General features: G+C 63.9%; 23 protein-coding genes. 9 read left to right on the forward strand and 14 right to left on the reverse strand.

The annotated features are described in order from the left end of the window. Positions 1 to 8 precede the first annotated feature (8 nt). Complete coding sequence (locus AYK61_RS16065) at positions 9 to 1,256, reverse strand: HNH endonuclease signature motif containing protein (protein ID WP_183130308.1); 1,248 nt, start codon at positions 1,254 to 1,256, stop codon at positions 9 to 11. Between the two features lie 163 nt (positions 1,257 to 1,419). Between AYK61_RS16065 and AYK61_RS16070 the strand changes: the two genes are divergently transcribed. Both AYK61_RS16070 and AYK61_RS16075 read left to right on the forward strand, forming a co-directional pair. Next, complete coding sequence (locus AYK61_RS16070; RefSeq protein ID WP_121872802.1) at positions 1,420 to 2,664, forward strand: molybdopterin-dependent oxidoreductase; 1,245 nt, start codon at positions 1,420 to 1,422, stop codon at positions 2,662 to 2,664. 120 nt (positions 2,665 to 2,784) lie between these two features. Beyond that, the gene (locus AYK61_RS16075) at positions 2,785 to 3,396 is read left to right on the forward strand and encodes a hypothetical protein (RefSeq protein ID WP_237668935.1); all 612 of its coding nucleotides are present in this window, start codon (positions 2,785 to 2,787) and stop codon (positions 3,394 to 3,396) included. Here AYK61_RS16075 and AYK61_RS16080 read toward each other — a convergent pair. After that, entirely contained in the window at positions 3,393 to 4,154 is a 762-nt protein-coding gene (locus tag AYK61_RS16080) for a class I SAM-dependent methyltransferase (protein ID WP_183130310.1), read from the reverse strand. The two genes, AYK61_RS16075 and AYK61_RS16080, sit on opposite strands and share 4 nt — an antisense overlap. A gap of 97 nt (positions 4,155 to 4,251) precedes the next feature. Here AYK61_RS16080 and AYK61_RS16085 point away from each other — a divergent pair, with 97 nt between their 5' ends. Further along, positions 4,252 to 5,502, forward strand: a complete 1,251-nt coding sequence (locus tag AYK61_RS16085; protein WP_121871533.1) for an Nramp family divalent metal transporter — start codon at positions 4,252 to 4,254, stop codon at positions 5,500 to 5,502. On the opposite strand, the gene AYK61_RS16090 is transcribed toward AYK61_RS16085, so the two are convergent. After that, a complete protein-coding gene (locus AYK61_RS16090) occupies positions 5,499 to 5,942 on the reverse strand; it encodes an SRPBCC family protein (RefSeq protein WP_121871534.1) in 444 nt (147 codons plus the stop codon). The two genes, AYK61_RS16085 and AYK61_RS16090, sit on opposite strands and share 4 nt — an antisense overlap. Before the next feature lie 53 nt (positions 5,943 to 5,995). Continuing rightward, positions 5,996 to 6,949, reverse strand: a complete 954-nt coding sequence (locus AYK61_RS16095; RefSeq protein ID WP_121871535.1) for a D-2-hydroxyacid dehydrogenase — start codon at positions 6,947 to 6,949, stop codon at positions 5,996 to 5,998. 29 nt (positions 6,950 to 6,978) lie between these two features. On the opposite strand from AYK61_RS16095, the gene AYK61_RS16100 reads away from it, so the two are divergent. Continuing rightward, positions 6,979 to 7,485, forward strand: coding sequence for a GNAT family N-acetyltransferase (locus AYK61_RS16100; RefSeq protein ID WP_121871536.1), 507 nt, complete (start codon positions 6,979 to 6,981; stop codon positions 7,483 to 7,485). Positions 7,486 to 7,495: 10 nt separating this feature from the next. Next, complete coding sequence (locus AYK61_RS16105) at positions 7,496 to 8,056, forward strand: sugar O-acetyltransferase (protein ID WP_121871537.1); 561 nt, start codon at positions 7,496 to 7,498, stop codon at positions 8,054 to 8,056. On the opposite strand, the gene AYK61_RS16110 is transcribed toward AYK61_RS16105, so the two are convergent. Together AYK61_RS16110 and AYK61_RS16115 are read right to left on the reverse strand one after the other, a co-directional pair. Then, positions 8,048 to 9,601, reverse strand: coding sequence for an ABC transporter permease (locus tag AYK61_RS16110; RefSeq protein ID WP_259468092.1), 1,554 nt, complete (start codon positions 9,599 to 9,601; stop codon positions 8,048 to 8,050). The genes AYK61_RS16105 and AYK61_RS16110 overlap by 9 nt on opposite strands. Positions 9,602 to 9,627: 26 nt before the next feature. Then, positions 9,628 to 10,428, reverse strand: coding sequence for an ABC transporter ATP-binding protein (locus AYK61_RS16115; protein ID WP_121871539.1), 801 nt, complete (start codon positions 10,426 to 10,428; stop codon positions 9,628 to 9,630). A gap of 36 nt (positions 10,429 to 10,464) precedes the next feature. On the opposite strand from AYK61_RS16115, the gene AYK61_RS16120 reads away from it, so the two are divergent. Then, complete coding sequence (locus tag AYK61_RS16120; protein ID WP_121871540.1) at positions 10,465 to 11,268, forward strand: SDR family oxidoreductase; 804 nt, start codon at positions 10,465 to 10,467, stop codon at positions 11,266 to 11,268. A 6-nt stretch (positions 11,269 to 11,274) separates the two neighbouring features. Here AYK61_RS16120 and AYK61_RS16125 read toward each other — a convergent pair whose 3' ends face one another. Together AYK61_RS16125 and AYK61_RS16130 are read right to left on the reverse strand one after the other, a co-directional pair. Then, on the reverse strand, positions 11,275 to 12,057 hold the full coding sequence (locus AYK61_RS16125; RefSeq protein ID WP_121871541.1) for a pirin-like bicupin family protein: 783 nt from the start codon (positions 12,055 to 12,057) through the stop codon (positions 11,275 to 11,277). A 30-nt stretch (positions 12,058 to 12,087) separates the two neighbouring features. Further along, on the reverse strand, positions 12,088 to 12,606 hold the full coding sequence (locus tag AYK61_RS16130) for a VOC family protein (protein WP_121871542.1): 519 nt from the start codon (positions 12,604 to 12,606) through the stop codon (positions 12,088 to 12,090). A gap of 86 nt (positions 12,607 to 12,692) precedes the next feature. Here AYK61_RS16130 and AYK61_RS16135 point away from each other — a divergent pair, with 86 nt between their 5' ends. Together AYK61_RS16135 and AYK61_RS16140 are read left to right on the forward strand one after the other, a co-directional pair. Continuing rightward, complete coding sequence (locus AYK61_RS16135) at positions 12,693 to 13,145, forward strand: MarR family winged helix-turn-helix transcriptional regulator (RefSeq protein ID WP_121871543.1); 453 nt, start codon at positions 12,693 to 12,695, stop codon at positions 13,143 to 13,145. Beyond that, complete coding sequence (locus tag AYK61_RS16140) at positions 13,142 to 13,864, forward strand: pirin family protein (protein ID WP_121871544.1); 723 nt, start codon at positions 13,142 to 13,144, stop codon at positions 13,862 to 13,864. The genes AYK61_RS16135 and AYK61_RS16140 overlap by 4 nt, the downstream gene beginning before the upstream one ends. 76 nt (positions 13,865 to 13,940) lie before the next feature. Here AYK61_RS16140 and AYK61_RS16145 read toward each other — a convergent pair whose 3' ends face one another. The 5 genes from AYK61_RS16145 to AYK61_RS16165 all read right to left on the reverse strand — a co-directional run bounded on the left by AYK61_RS16145 (position 13,941) and on the right by AYK61_RS16165 (position 19,026). Beyond that, the gene (locus AYK61_RS16145; RefSeq protein WP_121871545.1) at positions 13,941 to 14,426 is read right to left on the reverse strand and encodes an N-acetyltransferase; all 486 of its coding nucleotides are present in this window, start codon (positions 14,424 to 14,426) and stop codon (positions 13,941 to 13,943) included. Beyond that, positions 14,426 to 15,367 (reverse strand): DUF808 domain-containing protein, encoded by a 942-nt coding sequence (locus AYK61_RS16150; protein WP_121871546.1) that lies wholly within the window; start codon positions 15,365 to 15,367, stop codon positions 14,426 to 14,428. The genes AYK61_RS16145 and AYK61_RS16150 overlap by 1 nt, the downstream gene beginning before the upstream one ends. A gap of 109 nt (positions 15,368 to 15,476) precedes the next feature. Continuing rightward, positions 15,477 to 16,640: an NADH:flavin oxidoreductase/NADH oxidase gene (locus AYK61_RS16155; protein WP_121871547.1), complete on the reverse strand. Its 1,164-nt coding sequence runs from the start codon at positions 16,638 to 16,640 to the stop codon at positions 15,477 to 15,479. 227 nt (positions 16,641 to 16,867) lie between these two features. Further along, positions 16,868 to 18,088, reverse strand: coding sequence for a pyridoxal phosphate-dependent aminotransferase (locus AYK61_RS16160; protein WP_121871548.1), 1,221 nt, complete (start codon positions 18,086 to 18,088; stop codon positions 16,868 to 16,870). Next, on the reverse strand, positions 18,085 to 19,026 hold the full coding sequence (locus tag AYK61_RS16165; protein ID WP_183130311.1) for a DMT family transporter: 942 nt from the start codon (positions 19,024 to 19,026) through the stop codon (positions 18,085 to 18,087). The genes AYK61_RS16160 and AYK61_RS16165 overlap by 4 nt, the downstream gene beginning before the upstream one ends. Between AYK61_RS16165 and AYK61_RS16170 the strand changes: the two genes are divergently transcribed. Next, positions 19,025 to 20,419 (forward strand): PLP-dependent aminotransferase family protein, encoded by a 1,395-nt coding sequence (locus AYK61_RS16170; RefSeq protein ID WP_121871549.1) that lies wholly within the window; start codon positions 19,025 to 19,027, stop codon positions 20,417 to 20,419. The genes AYK61_RS16165 and AYK61_RS16170 overlap by 2 nt on opposite strands. Here AYK61_RS16170 and AYK61_RS16175 read toward each other — a convergent pair. Beyond that, a complete protein-coding gene (locus AYK61_RS16175; RefSeq protein ID WP_121871550.1) occupies positions 20,412 to 20,687 on the reverse strand; it encodes a PLD nuclease N-terminal domain-containing protein in 276 nt (91 codons plus the stop codon). The genes AYK61_RS16170 and AYK61_RS16175 overlap by 8 nt on opposite strands. Positions 20,688 to 20,726 lie beyond the last annotated feature (39 nt).

Genomic DNA, 20,726 nt, shown 5'->3' on the forward strand with positions numbered 1-20,726 from the left:
AGCCCATTTCATGCAGCCTGCTGCCAATTGGTGATCAGGACATCGGTCGCATAGCTGAGGTCGAGGCCTTCACCACCCCAGTTCGGGACGATGGCGTCGGGTGCGATCCCGTCGTATCGTCGCCTGATCTCGTCTGCGTCTCCCGACACTGCGGGAGCATGGATGATCTCGGTTCCCGATGGATGGTGAAACGAGAAGCGTTGGTATCCAAGGGCTTCGATGAAGAAGTAGCCGTCGTGCAACGCTCGATGGTGTTCGCCGCAGAGCAGGACCAGGTTGTCCAGTGACGTCGCCCCGCCCCGTGAGCGGTAGGTGACGTGGTGCGCATGCAGAAATCGGGTGCGCCCGCACCCGGGCACCGTGCAGCATCGATCCCGAATGATCAACTGACGCATCTGGGTTCGGCTCGGGGCTTTCGCAGTTGGACTCCACCGCACGGTCTTACCCAGCCGGCCGTGGCCGACAGTCCGCATGACCGCAGAGCACAGCACCTGAGCGAGAGTCTCGTCGTCGAGGCCGGGCCCGTCGTCGAAATGAGCATGATCGCATCCGGCTTCGGTGCTGTTGCCGAGATGGACCAGCACTTCCGCGGCCGGTGAGACGACCGGTGAATCGACGGCAGCGCACACCATCTCGGCCATCGCGATGATCGCCGGCACCGGGTTGGGCGGGGCCGGGGCGGCCCGGTCACCCTCGGATTCGCCCTCGACTCGGGTCCGCTCGTACTCCGCCCTCGTCAATGCAGCGAGAAACCGCTTGCCGTCCTCGGGCCGAAAGCGTGCCGTCAGCACGAGCGAGCCGTCGTTCTCGTCCCAGCGCCACCGCCCCGTGCACGGATCGACGTCGACGCCGTTACCCCTGGTCGGACGCATCGCCTTCTTCAGACCACGGCAGAGACGTTCGATGTGCGCAGCGGGTGCATCGAGCGCCTTTTGCAGCAGCGACGCCTCGTTCTCGGCCGTGACCACCCGAGTCATGGCACGCACCTTCGAGTACGAGATAGTGCCGCTCAGGTACGCCGAGGTGATCAGCGGCAGCTCTCTCATCGCTTTGGCCACCCGCACCTGCTCACGAGCGGTGTGCAGATCGACTCCCGCACGCCAGGACAACCAGTGCGCACAGGACCGCACTTCCCAGGCCGCCCATCCGCGTCGAGCATCGAACTCACCCACCAGAATCAGATACTGCGCCGACGCCGCAGCGATCTGACCGGCCAGAGCACAGATTTCGGTCTCGATATCTTTCATGTCCATCATGAACGCCCCCATTCATCGAATACATGTTCGATAAATGTACGACGAGGCACCGACAGGAACGTCCCCACGATGCCAGACGCGTCCCCGCGGGGACGTTTTCCACGAGGCGATACGTCGGGCAGGAGAGTCGGCCGAGACACATCCGGCACTGACTGGGCAGCGAATGCCCTACATGGCCGACGCACCCAACCCTCTGGCGCGCTCTCGCAGTCCGCTGCGAAGCACATGGTTGACGTCGCTGTTCGGCGCGGTTCTGCTCGTTGCGCTGCCGATCATCACGGTGACGGGTTTGCTCTCGTACAGCGCCTACGGACCGCAGTTCGGCCAGGCCCGGCCCGGTGCCGTGGGGTGGTTGCGGTTGCCGTACTTCGACTGGCCCACCAACCCCGCCTGGCTGTTCCAGCTCACACAGGGCCTGCACGTCGGGCTCGGCCTGATCATCGTGCCGCTCGTCATCGCCAAACTGTGGTCGGTGATGCCCAAGCTCGTCGAACTACCACCGGTGCGATCGCCGGCGCATGCGCTCGAACGGTTGTCGCTGTTGGCGCTGGTCGGTGGCTTGCTGTTCGAGATCGTCACCGGTGTTCTCAACATCCAGTACGACTACGTGTTCGGTTTCGACTTCTACGCCGCCCACTACTTCGGTGCCTGGGTGTTCATCTCCGGATTCCTCGTACACCTCGGGCTCAAGGTCCCGCTGATGTGGCGAACCCTGAGGTCGGAGTCGTTGATGGACGTGTTGCGCGCCAGGAACGAAGCTCCGGACAAGCAGAACGACGACAACCCTCCGGCGACCATGACTCGACGCGGTGCCATCGGATTGGTCGCTGCCGGAATGGGTTTCGTTGCCGTGTTGACGGTCGGACAGACGCTCGGCGGAGTGATGCGCAAGGCCGCGATTCTGCTGCCCCGCGGACGCTCGTACGGTGACGGCCCCAACGACTTCCAGATCAACCGAACGGCCGAAGCTGCGGGGATCACCGAGGCGCAGACCGGGGCCGACTGGCAACTGACGATCAGCAGCGCAGCCGAGGACGCCGTTCCGATCGTGTTGTCCCGAGGCAGGCTGCTGTCGATGTCGCAGCGCACTGCCGAACTTCCGATCGCGTGCGTCGAAGGATGGTCCACCACGCAGACGTGGACCGGTGTCCAGTTGGCCGAACTAGCCGCGCTGGCAGGCGTGCCCGCACCGCGTTCGGCCGAGGTGAGCTCGCTGGAGCAGAACGGAGCCTTCACCCGTGCGGTACTGCAGGGAAATCAAGCGGCGCATCCGAATTCGTTGCTGGCCTTGAAAGTCAACGGTGTCGACCTCTCGCTCGATCACGGATTTCCCGCGCGCGTGATCGTCCCCGCACTTCCTGGCGTCCACAACACCAAATGGGTTGCTCGCATCGTGTTCCGTTCGTGACTTCCGGCTGTGCACTTTTCAAAGCCCCTTGAATGGTAAAGAATCTTTCTTCGGTGGCCCGCGGGGCCGCCGACGAGGGTGTGCTCCCTCGCCTGGATGATTTCCGAAGGTCATGCCACGATGCTTGCTTTGTCCAGAGGCCTGCTCGCCGCAAGCGCAGCTCTCACGCTGCTGTTCGCTGCAGGCTGTTCGTCGTCCGAAGCCGGCAACGCCGTCGCCGCAGACACCACCACCGCCTCCTCGATCTCCGCCGCTCCCAGCACCACCGACGACGTCTCGGGCCAAGAGGGAATCGACGCCGGTGGTTCCACCGACATCGATGTCGAGATCGGTCAATGCGTTCGGCTCGGCGGGACGATGACGGCCGCCACCATCGAGAACGCCGAATGCGGCAGCATGGAATCGAACTACAAGGTCATCGCCAAGGCCGAGCAGAACGAGCAGAACGAGCAGTGCCCCACCGACGTGAATCAGACCTACTACGAAACGCTCGACGGTGTCGAGCAGGGCGCATTGTGCCTCGACGTCGACTGGGTTGTCGACGGCTGCATGAGCGTACCCACCGTGGGCATGGACGAGCCCGCACGAGTCGACTGTAGCGACCCCAGTGCGACCGACGTCGAACAGGTCACCGAGATCAAGACCGGTACCGCCGATCCCAACGAATGCCCCCAGGGCGGATTCGCTTACGACGCCAGGCAATTCGTCGTCTGCACCACGACGATCTCCTAGTCGAGCCGCGCCGTCACCATCTGCGTGACGTAGCGGTAATCCACATAGCTGTGGCGGGCGATGGCCGCGTGCACTGCGCCCAGGACCTCGCCGCGGCGCCCGTCGTCCAGGGCGAGATGGCTCGAGTACGTGGCGGCCATGGCGCAGAACTCGCCTGCGGAGTAGCGCTGGACCCACTTGTACGTCGAGGTCGTCCACGGACCGAAGCCTTCAGCGCGGGGCACGTTCGACTCCGGTTGCGCACCGAGAGAACACACCAACAGGTGTGCCGCTTCGGGCTCGGTTGCGTCGTAGGCCGCCCTGACCGCTTCCCATGCCGGGCCCTCGAGGTCGCCCGGCATGTTCCACCACAACCGAAGGGCACCGCCGGGGACCAACGCGCGGGCCGCCACTGCAGCTCCTTGCTCGTGGTTCACCCAATGCCAGGATTGGGCGGCAACGACTAGATCGAACGCCGCCGCCGGGGCTGCACAATCCTCGAACCGCGACACCTGCACTTCGACGTCGAGGTTCTCGGTGCGCCGCCGAACCAGCTCTGCCATAGCCGAATCCGGTTCCACCGCAACAACGGACGCGCCGAGTTCAGCCAACGCAACAGTGGCTTTGCCGGTACCTGCCCCCGCCTCGAGCACTCGCAGCCCGTCGCCTACAGCGATGTCCGCGTACAGCTCGGCCGGGTAGCCGGGACGGGCCCGGTCGTAGTTCTCGGCAACCTTGCCGAAGCTCAATGCACGCGATGACTGCTGTCCGTCGGTCACCGCATCGACGGTACCGAGCGTCGACTTGCCAGGAACCGTGCGTTTCATAAAGAGTGAGACAGGTCACTGAGCAGCCCCCGGCACGCGAGGAGAATCGATGACCGAGACCACTGCACCTCCGAAGTGGAAGGTGGTCGGCCCCGGATTGGTGGTCGCCGCAACCGGTATCGGAGCCGCGGACCTCGTCGCGACATTGGTGGCAGGTTCACGCTACGGCTACGCACTGCTCTGGGTCATCATCGTCGGTGTCGTCATGAAAGTCGTTCTGGTGGAAGGTGCCGGCCGCTACACGTTGGCGTCGGGCAACACGATCTTTCAGGGCTGGCGTTCGCTGGGCAAGTGGACGACGGTGTATTTCGCGCCCTACATCGTGATCTGGGGATTCGTCTACGGCGCTGCGGCGATGTCGTCGAGCGCGCTGCCGATCGTCGCGTTGTTCCCCGCGTTGGAACTCAAGGTCGTCGCCATCGCATCCGGGCTCCTCGGGTTCGCGTTGATCTGGCTGGGTAGCTACGGGTTCTTCGAGAAGATCATCACCGTCTTCGTCGGCATCATGTTCGTGACCGTGATCGGTGCTGCAGTCGTGGCGGTTCCGAACGTTCCCGCGATCGTCAAGGGCATCGTCCCCACCATTCCCGACGGCTCGATCGTGTACGTCCTCGGCCTCGCCGGTGGCGTCGGTGGCACCATCACGCTCGCTGCCTACGGTTACTGGTTACGCGAGAAGGGCTGGATCACACCGAAATTCATGCGCGTCATGCGTATCGACAATTCGATGGCCTACGTCATCTCGGGCATCTTCGTCCTCGCGATGCTCATCGTCGGTGCCGAACTGCTGTACTCGTCGCAGATCGCGATCTCCACCGGCGATCAGGGCTTGATTCAACTCTCCGACGTGCTGGCCGAACGCTACGGCACGGTGTTCGGCTACGTGTTCCTCATCGGATTCTGGTCCGCGTCGTTCTCGTCGCTGATCGGGGTGTGGAACGGCGTGAGCCTGATGTTCGCGGACTTCGTCGGCAATCTGAAGGGGCTCGAACAGGGTCACCCGGAAACGCGCGTCGGCGGCAAGTACTTCCGTTGGTACGTTGCGTGGCTGACGTTCCCGCCCATGGCGTTGCTGTGGCTGGACCAACCGATCGGGCTCGTCCTGACATACGGCGTCCTCGGGGCGGTGTTCATGCCGTTCCTGGCGGTGACGCTGCTGATAATGCTCAACAGCGATCGGGTGCCGAAGCAGTGGCGAAACGGCTGGTTCACCAACCTCACGCTTGGTGTCTGCGCATTCCTGTTCGCGTGGCTCGCCGTCGACCAGGTGTTGGATGCCCTCGACAAGTACGTGTACTAGTCGGCCGCTTCCAGGCGGGCCCGCAGCGTCGACTCCGTATGCTTGATCGCCTGACCCACAACGGGTTCCACTACAGCGCCGAGCACCTTGCCCGCGATTCCGCCGGGCAGGCTGTAGCGGAACACCACATCCAGACGGGTACCGCCGTCTGCGGTATCGGAGAACGACCACGTGGACGAGTTGGACAGGCCCTCGACCGATTCGAGCGTCAGCCTCTCGTTGTGGACCCATTCGGTGACGTGCACAACGGAGGTAAGGGCCTTCGGACCGATCTGCATCGTCGCGTCGTACCTGGCACCGAGCCCCGAAGTGACCTCGCTCGTCGGCTCGAAACGGGTGATGCCGAACATCCACTGCGGGACATTCCTGAAGTCGTCCATGTAGGCGAACGCCGCGTCGCGACTGGTCGACGCCACGGCCGAACGATTGATTTCACGCACTCTTGCACCCTAGTACATGCTACGGAGTGTTACGCATACTTTGCCGGTCCGTTTCAGCGCCGTACGTATCCCGCCTGTTTGTCCACCAGGTTCACCAGTGCCGAACCACGGACGTATCGCTGCAAGTTGTCCTCGAACAACGCCCACAGACGCTCGGCGAAGTCGTCGGCGTCGCCCGCCAGATGCGCGGTCAGGATGACGTTGTCCATGCCCCACAGCGGGCTCGTGTCCGGCAGTGGTTCGACCTCGAACACGTCGAGCACGGCCCACCCGACGGCTCCGGCAGCCAGGGCGTCGCACAGGGCTCGTTCGTCGACGACGGGTCCGCGGGCGATGTTGACCAGGCCTGCATCGGAACGCATGGCCGAGAGAACCTCCGCGTCGACCAGTCCGCGTGTGGCGTCGGTCAACGGTGTCGCCAGCACGATCACGTCGTACTCGCCTGCATACGACGGCAATTGTCGGACGTTTCGGATTCGCGAGAACTCCGAGTCACCGGCCCGCTCGGACGTTGCCGCGGCCTCGACGCGCATACCGAGTGCGCCGAGGACCCGGCCGATCTCGCGTCCGATCGAACCGGGACCGACAACGAGAGCGGCGCGACCGTGAATACCGGTGGTACCTCTGTGCTCCCAGACTCGCTCGCGCTGTCGAGCAAGCGCCCGGGGCAGCTTCTTGACCGACGCCAGAATGCCGGCGGCGACGTACTCGGCGATCGCACGATCGAGGATCCCACCGGAGTTCGTCAGCGTCCACGACCCCTCGCGCAGAACCGGATCCAGCAGTCGATCGACGCCGGCACTCGACGAGTGGATCCACCGAAGATTCTCGGCCTTCGGCCACACCGCCCGCAGATCGGCGGTCTCGAACGTCCGGAACAGCAGCACCTCGGCCCACGGCACCGCGTCGGCGAGTTCGGCGATCGTGCAACTCCGAAACTCGGCACCGTTCAACCGGGGAAGGACCTTCCGGTCCGAATCGTTCTCGACCACAAGCACGTTGACCATGACAGCTACTCTTTCCGTACCATGGCACCGTGCTCACCGTGGAACCCGCAACTGCCGCCGACGCGACAACGATACTCGCCCTCCGGCACGCTGCCGAGGACTGGCTGTTCGCTCGGGGAATCGATCAGTGGACTCCACGCGAGGTACCTCTCACCACGATCGCCGCGCAGATCGACGCGGGAGAGTTCCATGTCGCCCGATACGGTCACAGCGGCCCGATCGTCGCCGCACTACGGTTGATCGACTCCGATCCGGCCATCTGGCCCGACCAGGACGAATCGGCCTGCTACGTCCACGGATTGGTGATCGACAGAAGAGAGGCCGGCACCGGCCTCGGCACGTTGCTGCTCGAGTGGGCGTCGGAGCAGACCCGTCGGGAGGGGCGATCCCTGCTGCGACTCGACTGCGCGGAGACCAACGGCGCACTACGCAGTTACTACCTGAGCCAGGGCTTTCGCTACGTCGGCCGCCGCGAGTTCGCCGAGGGCAGTTCGTGGTTCAGCGTCGCACTGTTCGAGAAGACCACCGATCGGTAGCCTGTCATCCATGAGCGAGAACCGGGATCGGATGCTGGGCGGCGAGCTCTACCGAGACAGTGATCCGGACCTGGTGGCGTCTCGGGTGCGGTGCGGGAAGCTGCTCGACCGATTCAACGCAACCGAGGCGGACCAGACCGACGCACGGCGCGAGATTCTCGGCAAGTTGCTCGGATCCATCGGACCGGATTCGTGGATCATGCCCCGGTTCCAATGCGACTACGGCACATACATTTCGATCGGATCCAACAGCTTCCTCAACTACGACGCGATTCTGTTGGACTGCGCACCCATCACCATCGGTGACGACGTGTCGATCGGGCCACGGGCGCAACTGCTGACGGCGCTGCACCCGATGGAGGATCACGAGGCGCGCCGAACACGCTTAGAGAGCGCTCTTCCCATCACCATAGGAAACAACGTGTGGTTGGGTGGCGGGGTCATCGTCTGCCCGGGAGTCACGATCGGCGACAACTCGGTGATCGGTGCAGGCAGCGTCGTCACCCGGGACGTGCCGTCGCACACCTTCGCGGCCGGCAACCCGTGTCGGGCCATTCGCGCTCTACCGTGAGATCACCTCGTGCAGGATCTTGTCGGAGTCACGGACCAGCGTGTCGACGGCCACCCGCGCACCCCACCACATCCCCAGCCACCCGACGGCCACGGCCGCGGGAACGGACAGATACGCGAAGGCACCGGGGAGAAGCAATGCCAGCAGCAGAGCGGGCACTACCGACAGCCCGAGTACGACCATCGACAGCAAGACCAAGGCGAACGAACCTCCGTTGAACGACCCTCGGGTGTTCAACGAAAAGGCCTTGGTGGGTTCGGGAACCGGATAGGCGGCACGGACGGAGACCATGACGATGAGTCCGGCGCTGACCCCGAGCATCGACAGCGTGACCGAGATGGGGATTGCCAATCGGTCGAGTCCGAGGTCACCGAATACGCGGACGACCGCCGTCGGCACGATCGCGAAGGGTGCAGCCACGATCAGCCAGGCGAGCTGCCGGCCACGAACGTCGTCGCGCAGAGCTTGCGGAATCATCACCAGGTGCCACATCGAACCGCCGTCGAGGCCGTACAGATTCGATCCCGCGCCCATCGCCATGAAGATCACGATCCACGCGCCCCATGCTGCACTGAACGGAATCGAGTCGGTCACCAAAGGACCGACGCCTCCGAGCACCGCGAAGATGAGGACCGACAGCAGCTGACTTCGACGACGCATATCGCCGCGCCACAGGGACAGCTCTCGCATCACCACCGCACCGATCCGCGATGCCCGCCAGCCGGTATCGCCGTTACGACCCTCTGCCTCCACCTGCTTCCGCGACGCGCCGTACGAGGCGGACACCCGTCCCTCGAAGAGCCGCAGCACAAGTCGCTGCCACGACCACACCACTACACCGTCGAGCAGCAGCAGTCCCGCCACGGCGCCGATCGCCAGCAGCCAGTTCCCGTCCAGCGCAGCGTCCACCCCGGTGATTCCCCAGCTGAACGGAATCGAATGTGCCAGTGTCAGCGGCCATGTCACTTCACCCGACAGCACCCGAGGGAAGTTCTGGGTGATGGGGAACTGCAGGAAGTACAGGCTGCCGAACACCGCACCGAACGCCAGCAGAGCGAACTCTCGACTGCGCCGACTCTTCAGTAGCTGAGACATCGCCACGGTGACCACTCTGGACAGCGACACGAAGAGCACCACGGTCGCAGGCCAGGCCACCAGAGCAACCGGAAGCGCTGCGAGAGAACGGGACACGGCATAGATCGGGATCGACGCAGTCGCAATGGCCGTCAACGGCACCACCATGCCGAACGCCGACGTGCCCAACAACGCACGAGCCAGGCGTGCGGGTTCGACCGACAGCATCTGGAAGTGGCGGGGCTGGATGTTGTCATCGGAGATTCCGGAGAGCACCGGGAACAGCACCCAGCTCAGGCCGATCAGGGTCAGCCCGAGGCTCGCGGTGCCGCCGACCAACACCTGCGAGTCTCCACTGCGCGCAGACAACACACACGCCACGACCGCGAATACCAGTCCCAGCAACCCGAACACGGCTTTCACTACTGCTTGCCCGCCCTTGAACTGCCTGCGGTAGAGCGTGATTCGCATCTGCAGGACGGTCCGGCCGAGGGACGTCACGAGCGCATCCAGGACAGGCCGTCGGGGTTCTGCTCGCGAGTACCGACCAGGCGAACGAAGGCGTCGTCCAGGCTTCCGCCCGCACGGACCTCGTCCACCGTTCCCGCGGCCACGACGCGGCCGCCGGTGATGACGCCGACGTGGGTGCAGAGCTGCTCGACGAGGGCCATCACGTGGCTCGACAGAATCACCGAGCCGCCGGACCGGACGAATTGAACCAGAATGTTGCGAATGGTGGTGGAGGAGATGGGGTCGACCGCCTCGAACGGTTCGTCCAGCACCAGCAGCCGTGGACCGTGCAGCAATGCCGAGGCCAGTCCGATCTTCTTGGTCATGCCTGCGGAGTAATCGGCGATGACGGTTCCCCCGGCGTCTGCCAGATCCAGCGCGTCCAGCAGCTCGTCTCGACGCTGTGCGATCACGTCCTCCGGCATCGCGCGCAGTCGTCCGAAGTAGGTGAGCAGCTCGTGGCCGGTGAACTGCGAGGGCAGAGCGAGCCCGTCGGGGAGCACGCCCAGCAGTTCTTTCGCGGCGATGGGATCGGCCCAGACATCTCGTCCGAACACCAGACTTCGGCCGTACTGCGGCCTGAGCAGACCGACCGCCATGGACAGACACGTCGTCTTGCCTGCGCCGTTCGGGCCGACGAGGCCGAACATCGAACCGGGTGGAACCATCAGCGAGAGGTCGTCGACGGCAACCTTGGGGCCGAAGGCCATACACAGGTGCTCGATCAGCAGGGCGGCAGAGTTCGTTTGCACGGGTAACAGACTAACCGGTATGAGCTGATTCGTCATGCGGTACGAACCGACTGCACCGGTACCATTCCGGACATGAATCGCACCGCAGTGGTCACCGGAGCTTCGTCGGGTATCGGACGCGCGGTCGCGCAGGCGCTCGTCGCCCAGGGCTATCGAGTGATCGGCACGTCCCGCAATCCGGCATCGATGACCGACGCCCAGCGGGCCACCGGCGTCGAGTATCGCGCGCTCGATCTCACCGACGCCGACTCGATCCGCACCTTCGTCGCCGATCTCGGCGACGTCGACGTCCTGGTCAACAACGCCGGTGAAAGTCAGTCCGGTCCGTTCGAGGAACTGCAGACCGACGCCATCGAGCGACTGTTCCAGTTGAACGTCTTCGGCGCGGTGACGCTGTCGCAGAGCGTCATTCCCGGAATGCGTGAGCGCGGGTACGGGCGCATCGTCATGGTCGGCTCGATGCTGGCCAGCTTCCCGCTCGCCTACCGCTCGTCCTACGCCTCGACGAAGGCCGCCATCAAGGGCTTCTCCGACGCCGCGCGCCTGGAACTCTCACCCTTCGGCGTGTGGATGACCACCGTCGAGCCGGGATCGATCAACACCGGAATCAGCGAGCGGCGAACCAAGTACATCGCACCGGATTCGGTCCACCGAGACGACTTCCACACCGCGATCTCTTCCCTGGACCGCAAAGAAGGAACCGGCATCTCCGCCGAGGATGTCGCCGAGGTGGTGCTGAAGGCCATCGATGCGGACAAGCCGAAACCGTTGTACTCCAGGGGCAGCAACGCACCTGTCGTATTTCTTGCGCGGCGGTTGCTGCCTGCGACGTTCATGGAGAAGACGATCGCGAAGATGTTCGGTCTGAAGAGGTAGCAGACCTCACCCGGCGATCGCGGCGTGCATCTCCCACACGATCACTTCGGCTCCGGTTGCGGTGCTCAGCTTCTGCCCGCCGCCTCCGGAGATCCGTACCGCGTCGCCCTGGGCGAGTACGCCGACTCCCTCGAGCATCGCTTCACCCCGGGCAACGAAGATGTGCACGAACGGCGCGTCGGGCACATCGACCGGAGCTTGTCCGGGCTGGAGACGAGCAGCGTGCATGGCGGCGTACTTGTTCTTGATGCGGATCGCCGCGTGGTCGGCGTGATGAGCCATGCCTGACGCCACGGGAACCAAACCGCCACTGAGTAATTCGCCGTCGATCTCGAGCTGCTCGTAGCCCGGGGTGATGCCCTGCTCGTCCGGGACCACCCACATCTGCACGAAGCGAACGGGATCGCCGTGCTTGCCCGAGTACGAGCCGGCGGTCTCACCGAGTCGCCACGAATCGTTCTTCTCGGAGTGCAGGATTCCCGTACCTGCGCTCATCCGCTGCGCGAGACCGGGGTAGATGACGCCGGTATGGCCCATCGAATCCTGGTGCACCAGCGAACCCTGCAGGACCCAGGTGACGATTTCCATGTCGCGGTGCGGATGGGTGTCGAATCCCTGACCGGGAGTGACGATGTCGTCGTTGTTGACCATCAGGACACCGTGGTGGGTGTTGCCACGGTCGAAGTGGTTGCCGAAGGAGAAGGAGTGCTTGGAGTCAAGCCAGCCGATCCTGGTCTTGAATCGGTCGTCGGCTCGACGGACGTCGAGTGTGGTTGCTGCAGAGGTCATGTCATTGCCTCGGATCTCGGAGTGTGGGGGTCAGAGAACGTGCGAGCCGTACATCTCACCGAGTGGATCGGCGATCAGTTCCAGGCGGGCACCGTCGGGGTCGCGGAAGTACAGGGAGACCTCGCTGTGCTCAATCAGTTCGACTCCCGCGTCGATCAGCTTGGAACGCAGGTGTTCCCACCTGGTGGGCTCGACACTGATCGCCACGTGATGGAGACCGCCGAGCACCTCTGCGTAGGGTCCGACATCGAGGCCGGGAAAATCGAAGAACGCCAACAGATTGCTGTTGCCGATATCGAAGAAGAAGTGCGAAGACCCAGGATAGTCACGGTTCTCGATGAGCTCGGTGAGCGGAAACTCAAGCAGATCCTGGTAGAAACGGACCGTTGCTTCGACGTCGCTACTGACCAATGCGGTGTGATGGAGGCCGCGAGCCGAGGAAGCAGGCCGTTCACCGGCAGGCTTCAGGTGCTGCCGACGAATGCGTTCCCGCTGCTCTTCGTGTTCCTGCGCGCGGCGTGTCTCTTCGGCAGTCAGTTCGTTGGTCATCGCTCCACCCTCCGGGTCAAGTAGTTGCTTCGTCAACTACTGAGAACAGTACACCCGCTAGTTGCGTTGTCAACTACTATGGCTGCATGGATTCACCACGGTGGCTCAGCAAGGACGAACAGCAGGCCTGGCGCGCATACCTCGACGCAACGCGGCTGTTGCTTCGGGATCTCGACAATCAGCTCACGCGCGACTCCGGCATCTCGTTCACCGACTTCGAGTTGCTGGTGGTGCTTTCCGAAGCGCCCTATCGCCGACGCCGCATGAGCGAACTCGCCGACGCCGTCACCACCACTCGCAGCGGCGTGACAAGGGCAATCAGTCGACTGGTCGAATGCGGCTGGGTCCGGCGCGTCAAATGCGACGACGACAAGCGAGGAATGTCCGCCGAACTCACCGAGGCCGGCATGAACACCCTCGCCGCCGCCAGCCCCGGGCACGTCGAAGCGGTACGGAAGAACATGTTCGATCTGATCGACCCCAACGATCTCGCGGCCGTCACACGTACGTTCTCGGCAATGCGGGACAACGCGTCGTGACCCTCACCCACATTCCCAGCGAACAACGGCATCACTGGTGGAACGAATGGCTCGATTCCCAGCAGTCTTTCCCCGCCACCGGAAACTATGATCTGGCGGCCAATGCGCATGGACTGTTGATGGTGCACAACGAGGACACGGTGTCCCCGGGCGAGGGGTTCGACTCCCATCAGCACGAGAACATGGAGATCCTCACCTGGGTACGCGAGGGAACGCTCGAACACACGGATTCCGAGGGTCATTCCGGACTGATCCGCCCCGGGCTGATTCAGCGAATGAGTGCGGGCACCGGTATTCGCCACACCGAACGCAACGCATCGAGCCTGACCGGCCGCGACAAGCTACGCGTCGTGCAGATGTGGATCCCACCCGATACCGACGGGAGGGTGCCGTCGTACGACGAGCGCGACGTTCGAGACGAGTTGGCAAAGGGCGAGCTCGTCTGCGTGGCATCGGGAATCCCAGGAAGAAGTGGAGTGAACATCGGCAATCGCTTTGCGGCACTCCACGTTGCGCGGCTCGAGCCCGGACAGTCGATCACCGTTCCCGACGCGCCGTTCGGTCACGTCTTCGTCGCCGACGGTTCGGCGGTGTTCGAGGACATCGGCAACCTGGCCCAGGGCGACGCGGTGCGACTGACCTCGACCGGCGGGCACCGTGCGACAGCATCGACCGCGAGCGAAATCATGATCTGGGAAATGCACGCCACGTTCGCCTGAGGGAGTTTCGACCATGCCGATGTCTCCTAGTCGGAACGAAAGGTGCTCGAGCTGACCCATCGATGAGGACATCGGTTCAGTACAAACGCTTTTCGAGCCAGACCTCGGCGTAGGGTTCCGCATTGAAGGCTGGTACCTCCCGATAGCCCAGCTTCGAGTACAACCGCCGCGCTTCTACGAGGTCCGCTCTGGTGTCCAGACGAATCTTCGTACGGTTGGACTGCTGGACGAATCCTTCGAGAAACTCGACTATCGACACTCCCACGCCGCTGCCCCGTGCCGAGGCATCGACGAACAACCGCGTCAGCTCTGCGGTGTCGTCGGACACGAAACGAATGCCCCCGCAACCAACCACATCCACACCGACATACGCGACGACTAGGAGACCCGAATTCCCGGTGAGGTCATCGCTCGGTTCGTCGATCATGGCTCGAAGCACTTCGTCGTCCGACGCTTCTCGACCGTGGAAGCGCCCGACGACATCGGCGTAATAGCGAAACAGGATCTCGGATGCCGGCTCCGAGGCTGGATGAACAACGGCGAATGTGGCGGCGAGAGCCACTACTTCGCGGCAGCGCGCGTGGCGAGCACCTTCGAGATGCCCAGCTGCGCAGCGACGATGATGCCGCCCACGATCGCGCCGATGACCGCAGATGCGAGGGTGTTGACGATCCACGCCAGCACTCCGCCGACACCCGCGACTCCTCGCACTGCGTCTTCGCCGTGGTGCACGAGTTCGTAGATCGGATGGAATCCGAGCTCGTCGATGCCGACGAGCAGGATGTGTCCACCGACCCACAGCATCGCTGCGGTGCCGACGACCGACAGCACCGACATCACGTGGGGCATGCCCCTGACCAGGCTGCGGCCGAACTTCTCGACGAATCCGGTGGAGCCGTCGGCCAGTTTCAGACCGATATCGTCCATCTTCACGATCAGCGCGACGACTCCGTACACGACGATCGTGATGACCACGGCGACGACAGCCAGGATGATGAGCCGGCTCCAGAAGCCCTCTGCAGCAATGGTGTCCAGCGCGATGACCATGATCTCGGCGGACAGAATCAGATCGGTACGCACTGCTCCGGAGACAACGGTGTCCTCGTCGCGTGGCTCGTCCTCGGCGGCGGCGTGATGGTCGCCGTGGCCGAAGAGTGCGCCCCAGATCTTGTGCGCGGCCTCGTAGCTGAGATAGCAGCCGCCGAGCATGAGGATCGGCGTCAACAGCCACGGCACGAACTGACTGAGCAGCAGCGCGATCGGCAGGATGATCAGCAGCTTGTTGCGTAGCGAACCCACGGCGATGCGCTTGATGATCGGCAATTCACGTTCGGCCGCAAGACCGCGGACGTACTGCGGCGTCACCGCTGCGTCGTCGATCACGACGCCTGCTGCCTTCGCCGTCGCCTTACCGGTAGCGGCACCGACATCATCGATGGATGCAGCTGCCAGACGAGCCAGCGCTGCCACGTCGTCGAGCAGGGCTACGAGTCCGCCGGCCATCACAAACCTCCGCTTCGATACGAGAACACCGCTGGGCTCCTCATGATGCGAGCCCTTGGAACCCTACCGTCCGCGGATGGTCCGTGATCGCCGTCCGGCCCTTCCTCTGCTACGCGATCTTCCTCTCCTGCTCCTCGTCGAGAACTTTCGCCGGCGGCAGTCCGATGCTCGGGTCGTGGCCGCGGAAGTTCTTCAGCCACCAGCTCCAGTCCTCGGGCACCAGCGAGAACGGGTCCCCGTGGCCGAGTTCACGCGCCGCCCAGACCGGCCAGTGCGGATTGGCAAGTGCCGGACGACCGAGCAACACCACGTCGATCTTGCCGTCGCGGATCACGGCGTCCGCATTTTCCGGAACTCCCAGATTCCAGCTGCAGGTCACCGGGATATCCAGCTCACGCTTGACCCGTGCGGCCCGCTCGACCATGAACCCCATGTCGCCGAACGGCGGGTCCACCATGTCGTCGGTATTGAAGCCCAGGCTGACATCGGCCATGTCCAGGCCGTGTTCCTTCATCCAACCGATGGCGATCATGGATTCGTCGAACTGAACCCCATCCGGGTGGTGGTCGTCCGAGCCCAATCGCATGGTGAGCGGAAACTTCTCGGGCCACACCTCGCGCACCGCATCGAGTGCCTCGAGGTGGAACCGTGCCCTGTTCTCCAGGCTTCCGCCGTACTGGTCGGTGCGCTGGTTCGCCAGCGGAGAGAAGAAGCTGGCCCCGAGGTAGCCGTGCGCGTAGTGCATTTCGAGCCATTCGTAGCCCGCCCCCGCGGCTCGGACGGCTGCGTCGGCGTAGCTCTGGTGGATGGCCTTGATCTCGGGCACGGTGAGTTCGTGGACGGGAAACGAGTGGTCGCCGCCGTAGGGAATCGCCGACGGCGCAACACATTCCCAACCGTCGGGATGGTCTGCCGGAAGCTGGTATCCGCCCTGCCACGGCGGCACTTCGCTGCCTTTGCGTCCGGTGTGACCCAACTGAATCGCCGGCACCGAACCCATCTGCTTGATCATCGACGCCACGCGAGCGTGACCCTCGATTTGATCGTCGTCGTAGATTCCGGCGCACCCGGGAGTGGTGCGTCCGTCGGGCGTGATCGCCACCTGTTCCGGGAACACCATCCCGAACCCGCCGGCTGCGCGCGCACCGAGATACATGAGATGAAAGTCGTTCATCTTTCCGTCGACGGCGCGATACATCGTCATCGGCGACATGGCGATTCGATTTCGAAGCGTCACCCCTTTGAGGGTGAACGGGCTGAAGAGATCCGGCATGACGGTGGTCCTTTCCTGAGTGACACCACCTCATCACCTGGCACGTTTCGATCGACTACATCGATGCTGCACCTCGGTGACAGCTTTCTCACCGTCCAACTCACCTGAGTGTGAGGGCCAGTCTGTAGTTTCCTGTACGCACAGTGCTGCTGATGATCGGCCTACCTCTCGCCGCCGCCTTCGACTGCTCGATCGAGGAACTGTTCGAGCCGAATCAGAGCTGATCGCTACTGCCTGTACGAGCTCATGAAATTACCCAGACGCTCGAGCGCCGTTCCGAGATCGTCCACGTTGGGCAAGGTCACGAGCCGGAAGTGGTCGGGCACATCCCAATTGAACGCACGGCCGTGGCTGACGAGGATCTTCTCGGATTCCAGGAGGTCGAGTACGAACTTCTCGTCGTCGACGATCCCGAAACGTTCGGTGTCGAGTTTCGGGAACATGTAGAGCGCACCCCCCGCCTGCACGCAGCTGATTCCGTTGATCGAGTTCAGCATGCGATGCGCCAGGTCACGCTGCGCGGTCAGCCTGCCTGCCGGGAGCAGCAGATCCTCGATCGACTGTCGGCCGCCGAGCGCAGTTTGTATTGCATGTTGCGCCGGCACATTCGCGCACATGCGCATGTTGGACAGCAGCGTGATGCCTTCGATGAAGCTTGCCGCGCGTCGACGAGGGCCGGTGATCGCCAACCATCCGGCCCGAAATCCACAGACCCGGTACGCCTTCGACAGACCCGAATATGTCAGACACAGAACATCTTTCCCGGTCAGCGTAGCAAGATTGGTCATCACCGATCCGTCGTAGACGATCTTCTCGTAGATCTCGTCGGCGAGCAGAACCAGATCGTGCTCTCGTGCCAGGTCGACGAACCGCTGCAGTACATCGCGTGAGTACACCGCGCCGGTCGGGTTGTTCGGGTTGATCACCACGATTGCGCGGGTGCGGGGCGTGATCTTGGCTTCGAGATCCTCGAAGTCCGGGGCCCAATCCTGGCTTTCGTCGGCCAGATAATGGACGGGTACGCCACCGGCCAGGGCCACCGAGCCGGTCCACAGTGGATAGTCGGGCGACGGGATCAGTATCTCGTCTTCCGGATTGCACAGCGCCTGCATCGTCATCGTGATCAATTCCGATACCCCGTTGCCGAGGTAGACGTCGCCGACATCGAGATCGGTCAGGCCTTTGGTCTGGTAGTACTGGACCACCGCGGTGCGGGCGGAGAACAGGCCCCGTGAATCCGAATAACCCTGTGCGGTGGGAAGGTTGCGGATCATCGCCATCATGATCTCGTCCGGTGCCTCGAAACCGAACGGGGCAGGATTACCGACGTTCAGTCGCAGGATCGCGTGCCCCTGCTCCTCGAGTTCTTCGGTCTTGTCAAGAATTCGTCCACGAATGTCGTAGCGCACGTTCTCGAGCTTGCGCGCCTGATCGATCGATTTCGTCATTTCGAAAACTCCTCCTGCCGAACGGTCGGCGACATCCGGGTCCGGACCGCCACTGTTGCACACACGATGACCGCCGCTCCACCCACGAGCACCGGCCACGTCAAGCCCTCGCGCAGGATGATCGCTGCCCAGCAGATGGTCAGCACAGGTTGGATCAACTGGACCTGGCTGACGCTGGACATCGGGCCGATCGCCAGTCCCCGGTACCAGGCGAAGAACCCGAGGTACATGCTCACCACCGCCAGGTATCCGAAGGCGGCCCACTCGGATGCCCCTGCTGCCGAAGGTTGCTGCCACCACGCGAGCGCGGCCAACGCGCCGGTGACCGGCACGGACACCACCAGGGCCCACGACACCGTCTGCCACGCACCGAGTTCTCGCGACAGCAGGCCGCCCTCGGCGTATCCCACCGCTGCGGCGACCACTGCTCCGAGGAGCAACAGATCCGACCACTGCAACCCGGTCAACTGTCCGCCTTGCACGGCAGCGAACCCGACCGCGACGGCAGCCCCCAGGCCTGCGACCACCCAGAACATCGGCCGGACCGGTTGCCGTTCGCGGACAACCGCAGTGGCGGCGGTGGCCGCCGGAAGCAACGCGATCACGACGGCGCTGTGACCCGCCGATGCAGTGGTGAGCGCATATGAGGTGAGCACCGGGAAACCGACGACGACACCGGCCGCGATCACTGCGAGCCGAATCCACTGCCGCCCCTGCGGGAGCCGTTGCCCAGTGGCGGCGAGCGCTACCGCAGCCAGTGCGGCTGCGACCACAGCGCGGCCGCAGCCGACGAAGAGCGGCGACAGGCCTCCGGTGACGGCAACGCGGGTCAATGGCACCGTGAACGAGAACGCCGTGACGCCTGCCAGGCCCCAGAGCAGTCCGGCGCGGGATAGCAGACCCGCGCCAGACGCAGTAGCGCTACTATGCTGTGTCATGTCCGACGATAGCAGCTCGCGGATCGTGTCTGCACTGAGAACCTGGATTGCGACTGCGGCTCCTGAAGCCCGGCTGCCGTCCACCCGCGCACTGGTTGCCGAGCATTCGGCCAGTCCGGTCACGGTGCAGAAGGCACTGCGGACGCTCATCGCGCAAGGCGTCATCGAAAGCCGGCCTGGCGTCGGCACATTCATCAGGACGGTGCGTACCGCCCGCCCCAACGATTACGGATGGCAGACCGCTGCACTGGGAGCGCCGGACAATCGACTGCAACTACCAGCGGCTCTGCAGTCGACCTCGAGCGATGTGATCGCGTTGCATTCTGGCTACCCGGCCCGGGAGTTGTTGCCGGAAAGGCTTGTTCACGCCGCCTTCACCCGCGCCTCCCGCACCGACTCGGTGATCGCCCGACCACCCACCGCAGGTCTGCCGGAACTGCGGGCATGGTTCGCGGCCGAGTTGGGCGCGTCGACACCGTTGGGCATCACGCCACCGTCGGCCAGTGACGTCGTCATCATCCCCGGCAGCCAGACCGGACTCAGTACGGCATTTCGGGCACTCGTCGGTGCCGGCCGGCCGTTGCTCATGGAGTCCCCGACGTACTGGGGTGCGATCCTTGCTGCCACGCAGGCCGGCGTCCGCGTCGTACCGATACCCAGTGGCGTCGACGGTCCGGACCCCGACGCGCTCGCTCGGGCATTCGCGCACACCGGCGCGCGAGCGTTCTACGCCCAACCCACATTCGCCAGCCCCACCGGAGCACAGTGGTCGCCTGCATTGTCCGAGCAGGTCCTCGACACTGTTCGACGCCACGGCGCGTTCCTGATCGAGGACGACTCGGCCCACGATTTCGGCATCACCTCCGAGCCGAATCCGCTGGCCGCACGCGACGACGCCGGACATGTCGTCTATCTTCGCTCGCTCACCAAGACAGTGTCACCCTCGGTTCGGTTGGCGGGCTTGATCGCTCGCGGACCCGCGCACGAGCGCATCCTCGCCGATACGGGAGCCGAGTCGATGTATGTCAGCGGGATTCTGCAATCCGTTGCATTGGACGTCGTCACTCAACCCGCCTGGCGAACCCACCTGCGGCGGCTGCGAACTCAGTTGGCTTCACGTCGGGACTTGCTGGCGAACAGCCTCATCGAGTTCGCGCCGCGTGGCCATCTCGACGCAGTTCCTCGCGGTGGACTCAATCTCTGGATGCGTCTGCGCGACGATGTCGATCTGGAACGGATTGTGCAGGAATGCAAGTCGGCGGGTGTCATCGTCGGAGCCGGCGACGACTACTTTCCCGCCGAACCCACCGGAAAGTTCCTTCGACTCAACTACGCGGGCCCCAACCCCGGCGAGTTCGCCGACGCGGCGCGCACGATCGGGTCGATCATCTGAGTCCGTTGGCGGCATCGACGGCGAAAGTCGACTTCCGACCCCACACGAACCAGACCAGGGGACCGAGGAACGGGAACGCCAGTACGACGAAGATCCACACTGCCCGGCCGGCGACGGTGTAGTTGGGCGACCGGATGATGCTGACCAGCGCAGCGACGAACAGCACGACTGCGCCGAGCGCCGCCACCAGAACGATGGTTCCCAACCCCCACCCCAGCGCCTGCTCGGTGGTGGACGGTTGCTGAGACAGAAGTGTTGCGGCGTGCATGACGGTTCCTCCGATATCGATGTGTCTTGACCTGGCCAA

It is taken from the genome of Rhodococcus sp. SBT000017 (genome assembly GCF_003688915.1).
Taxonomy (GTDB): Bacteria; Actinomycetota; Actinomycetes; order Mycobacteriales; family Mycobacteriaceae; genus Rhodococcoides.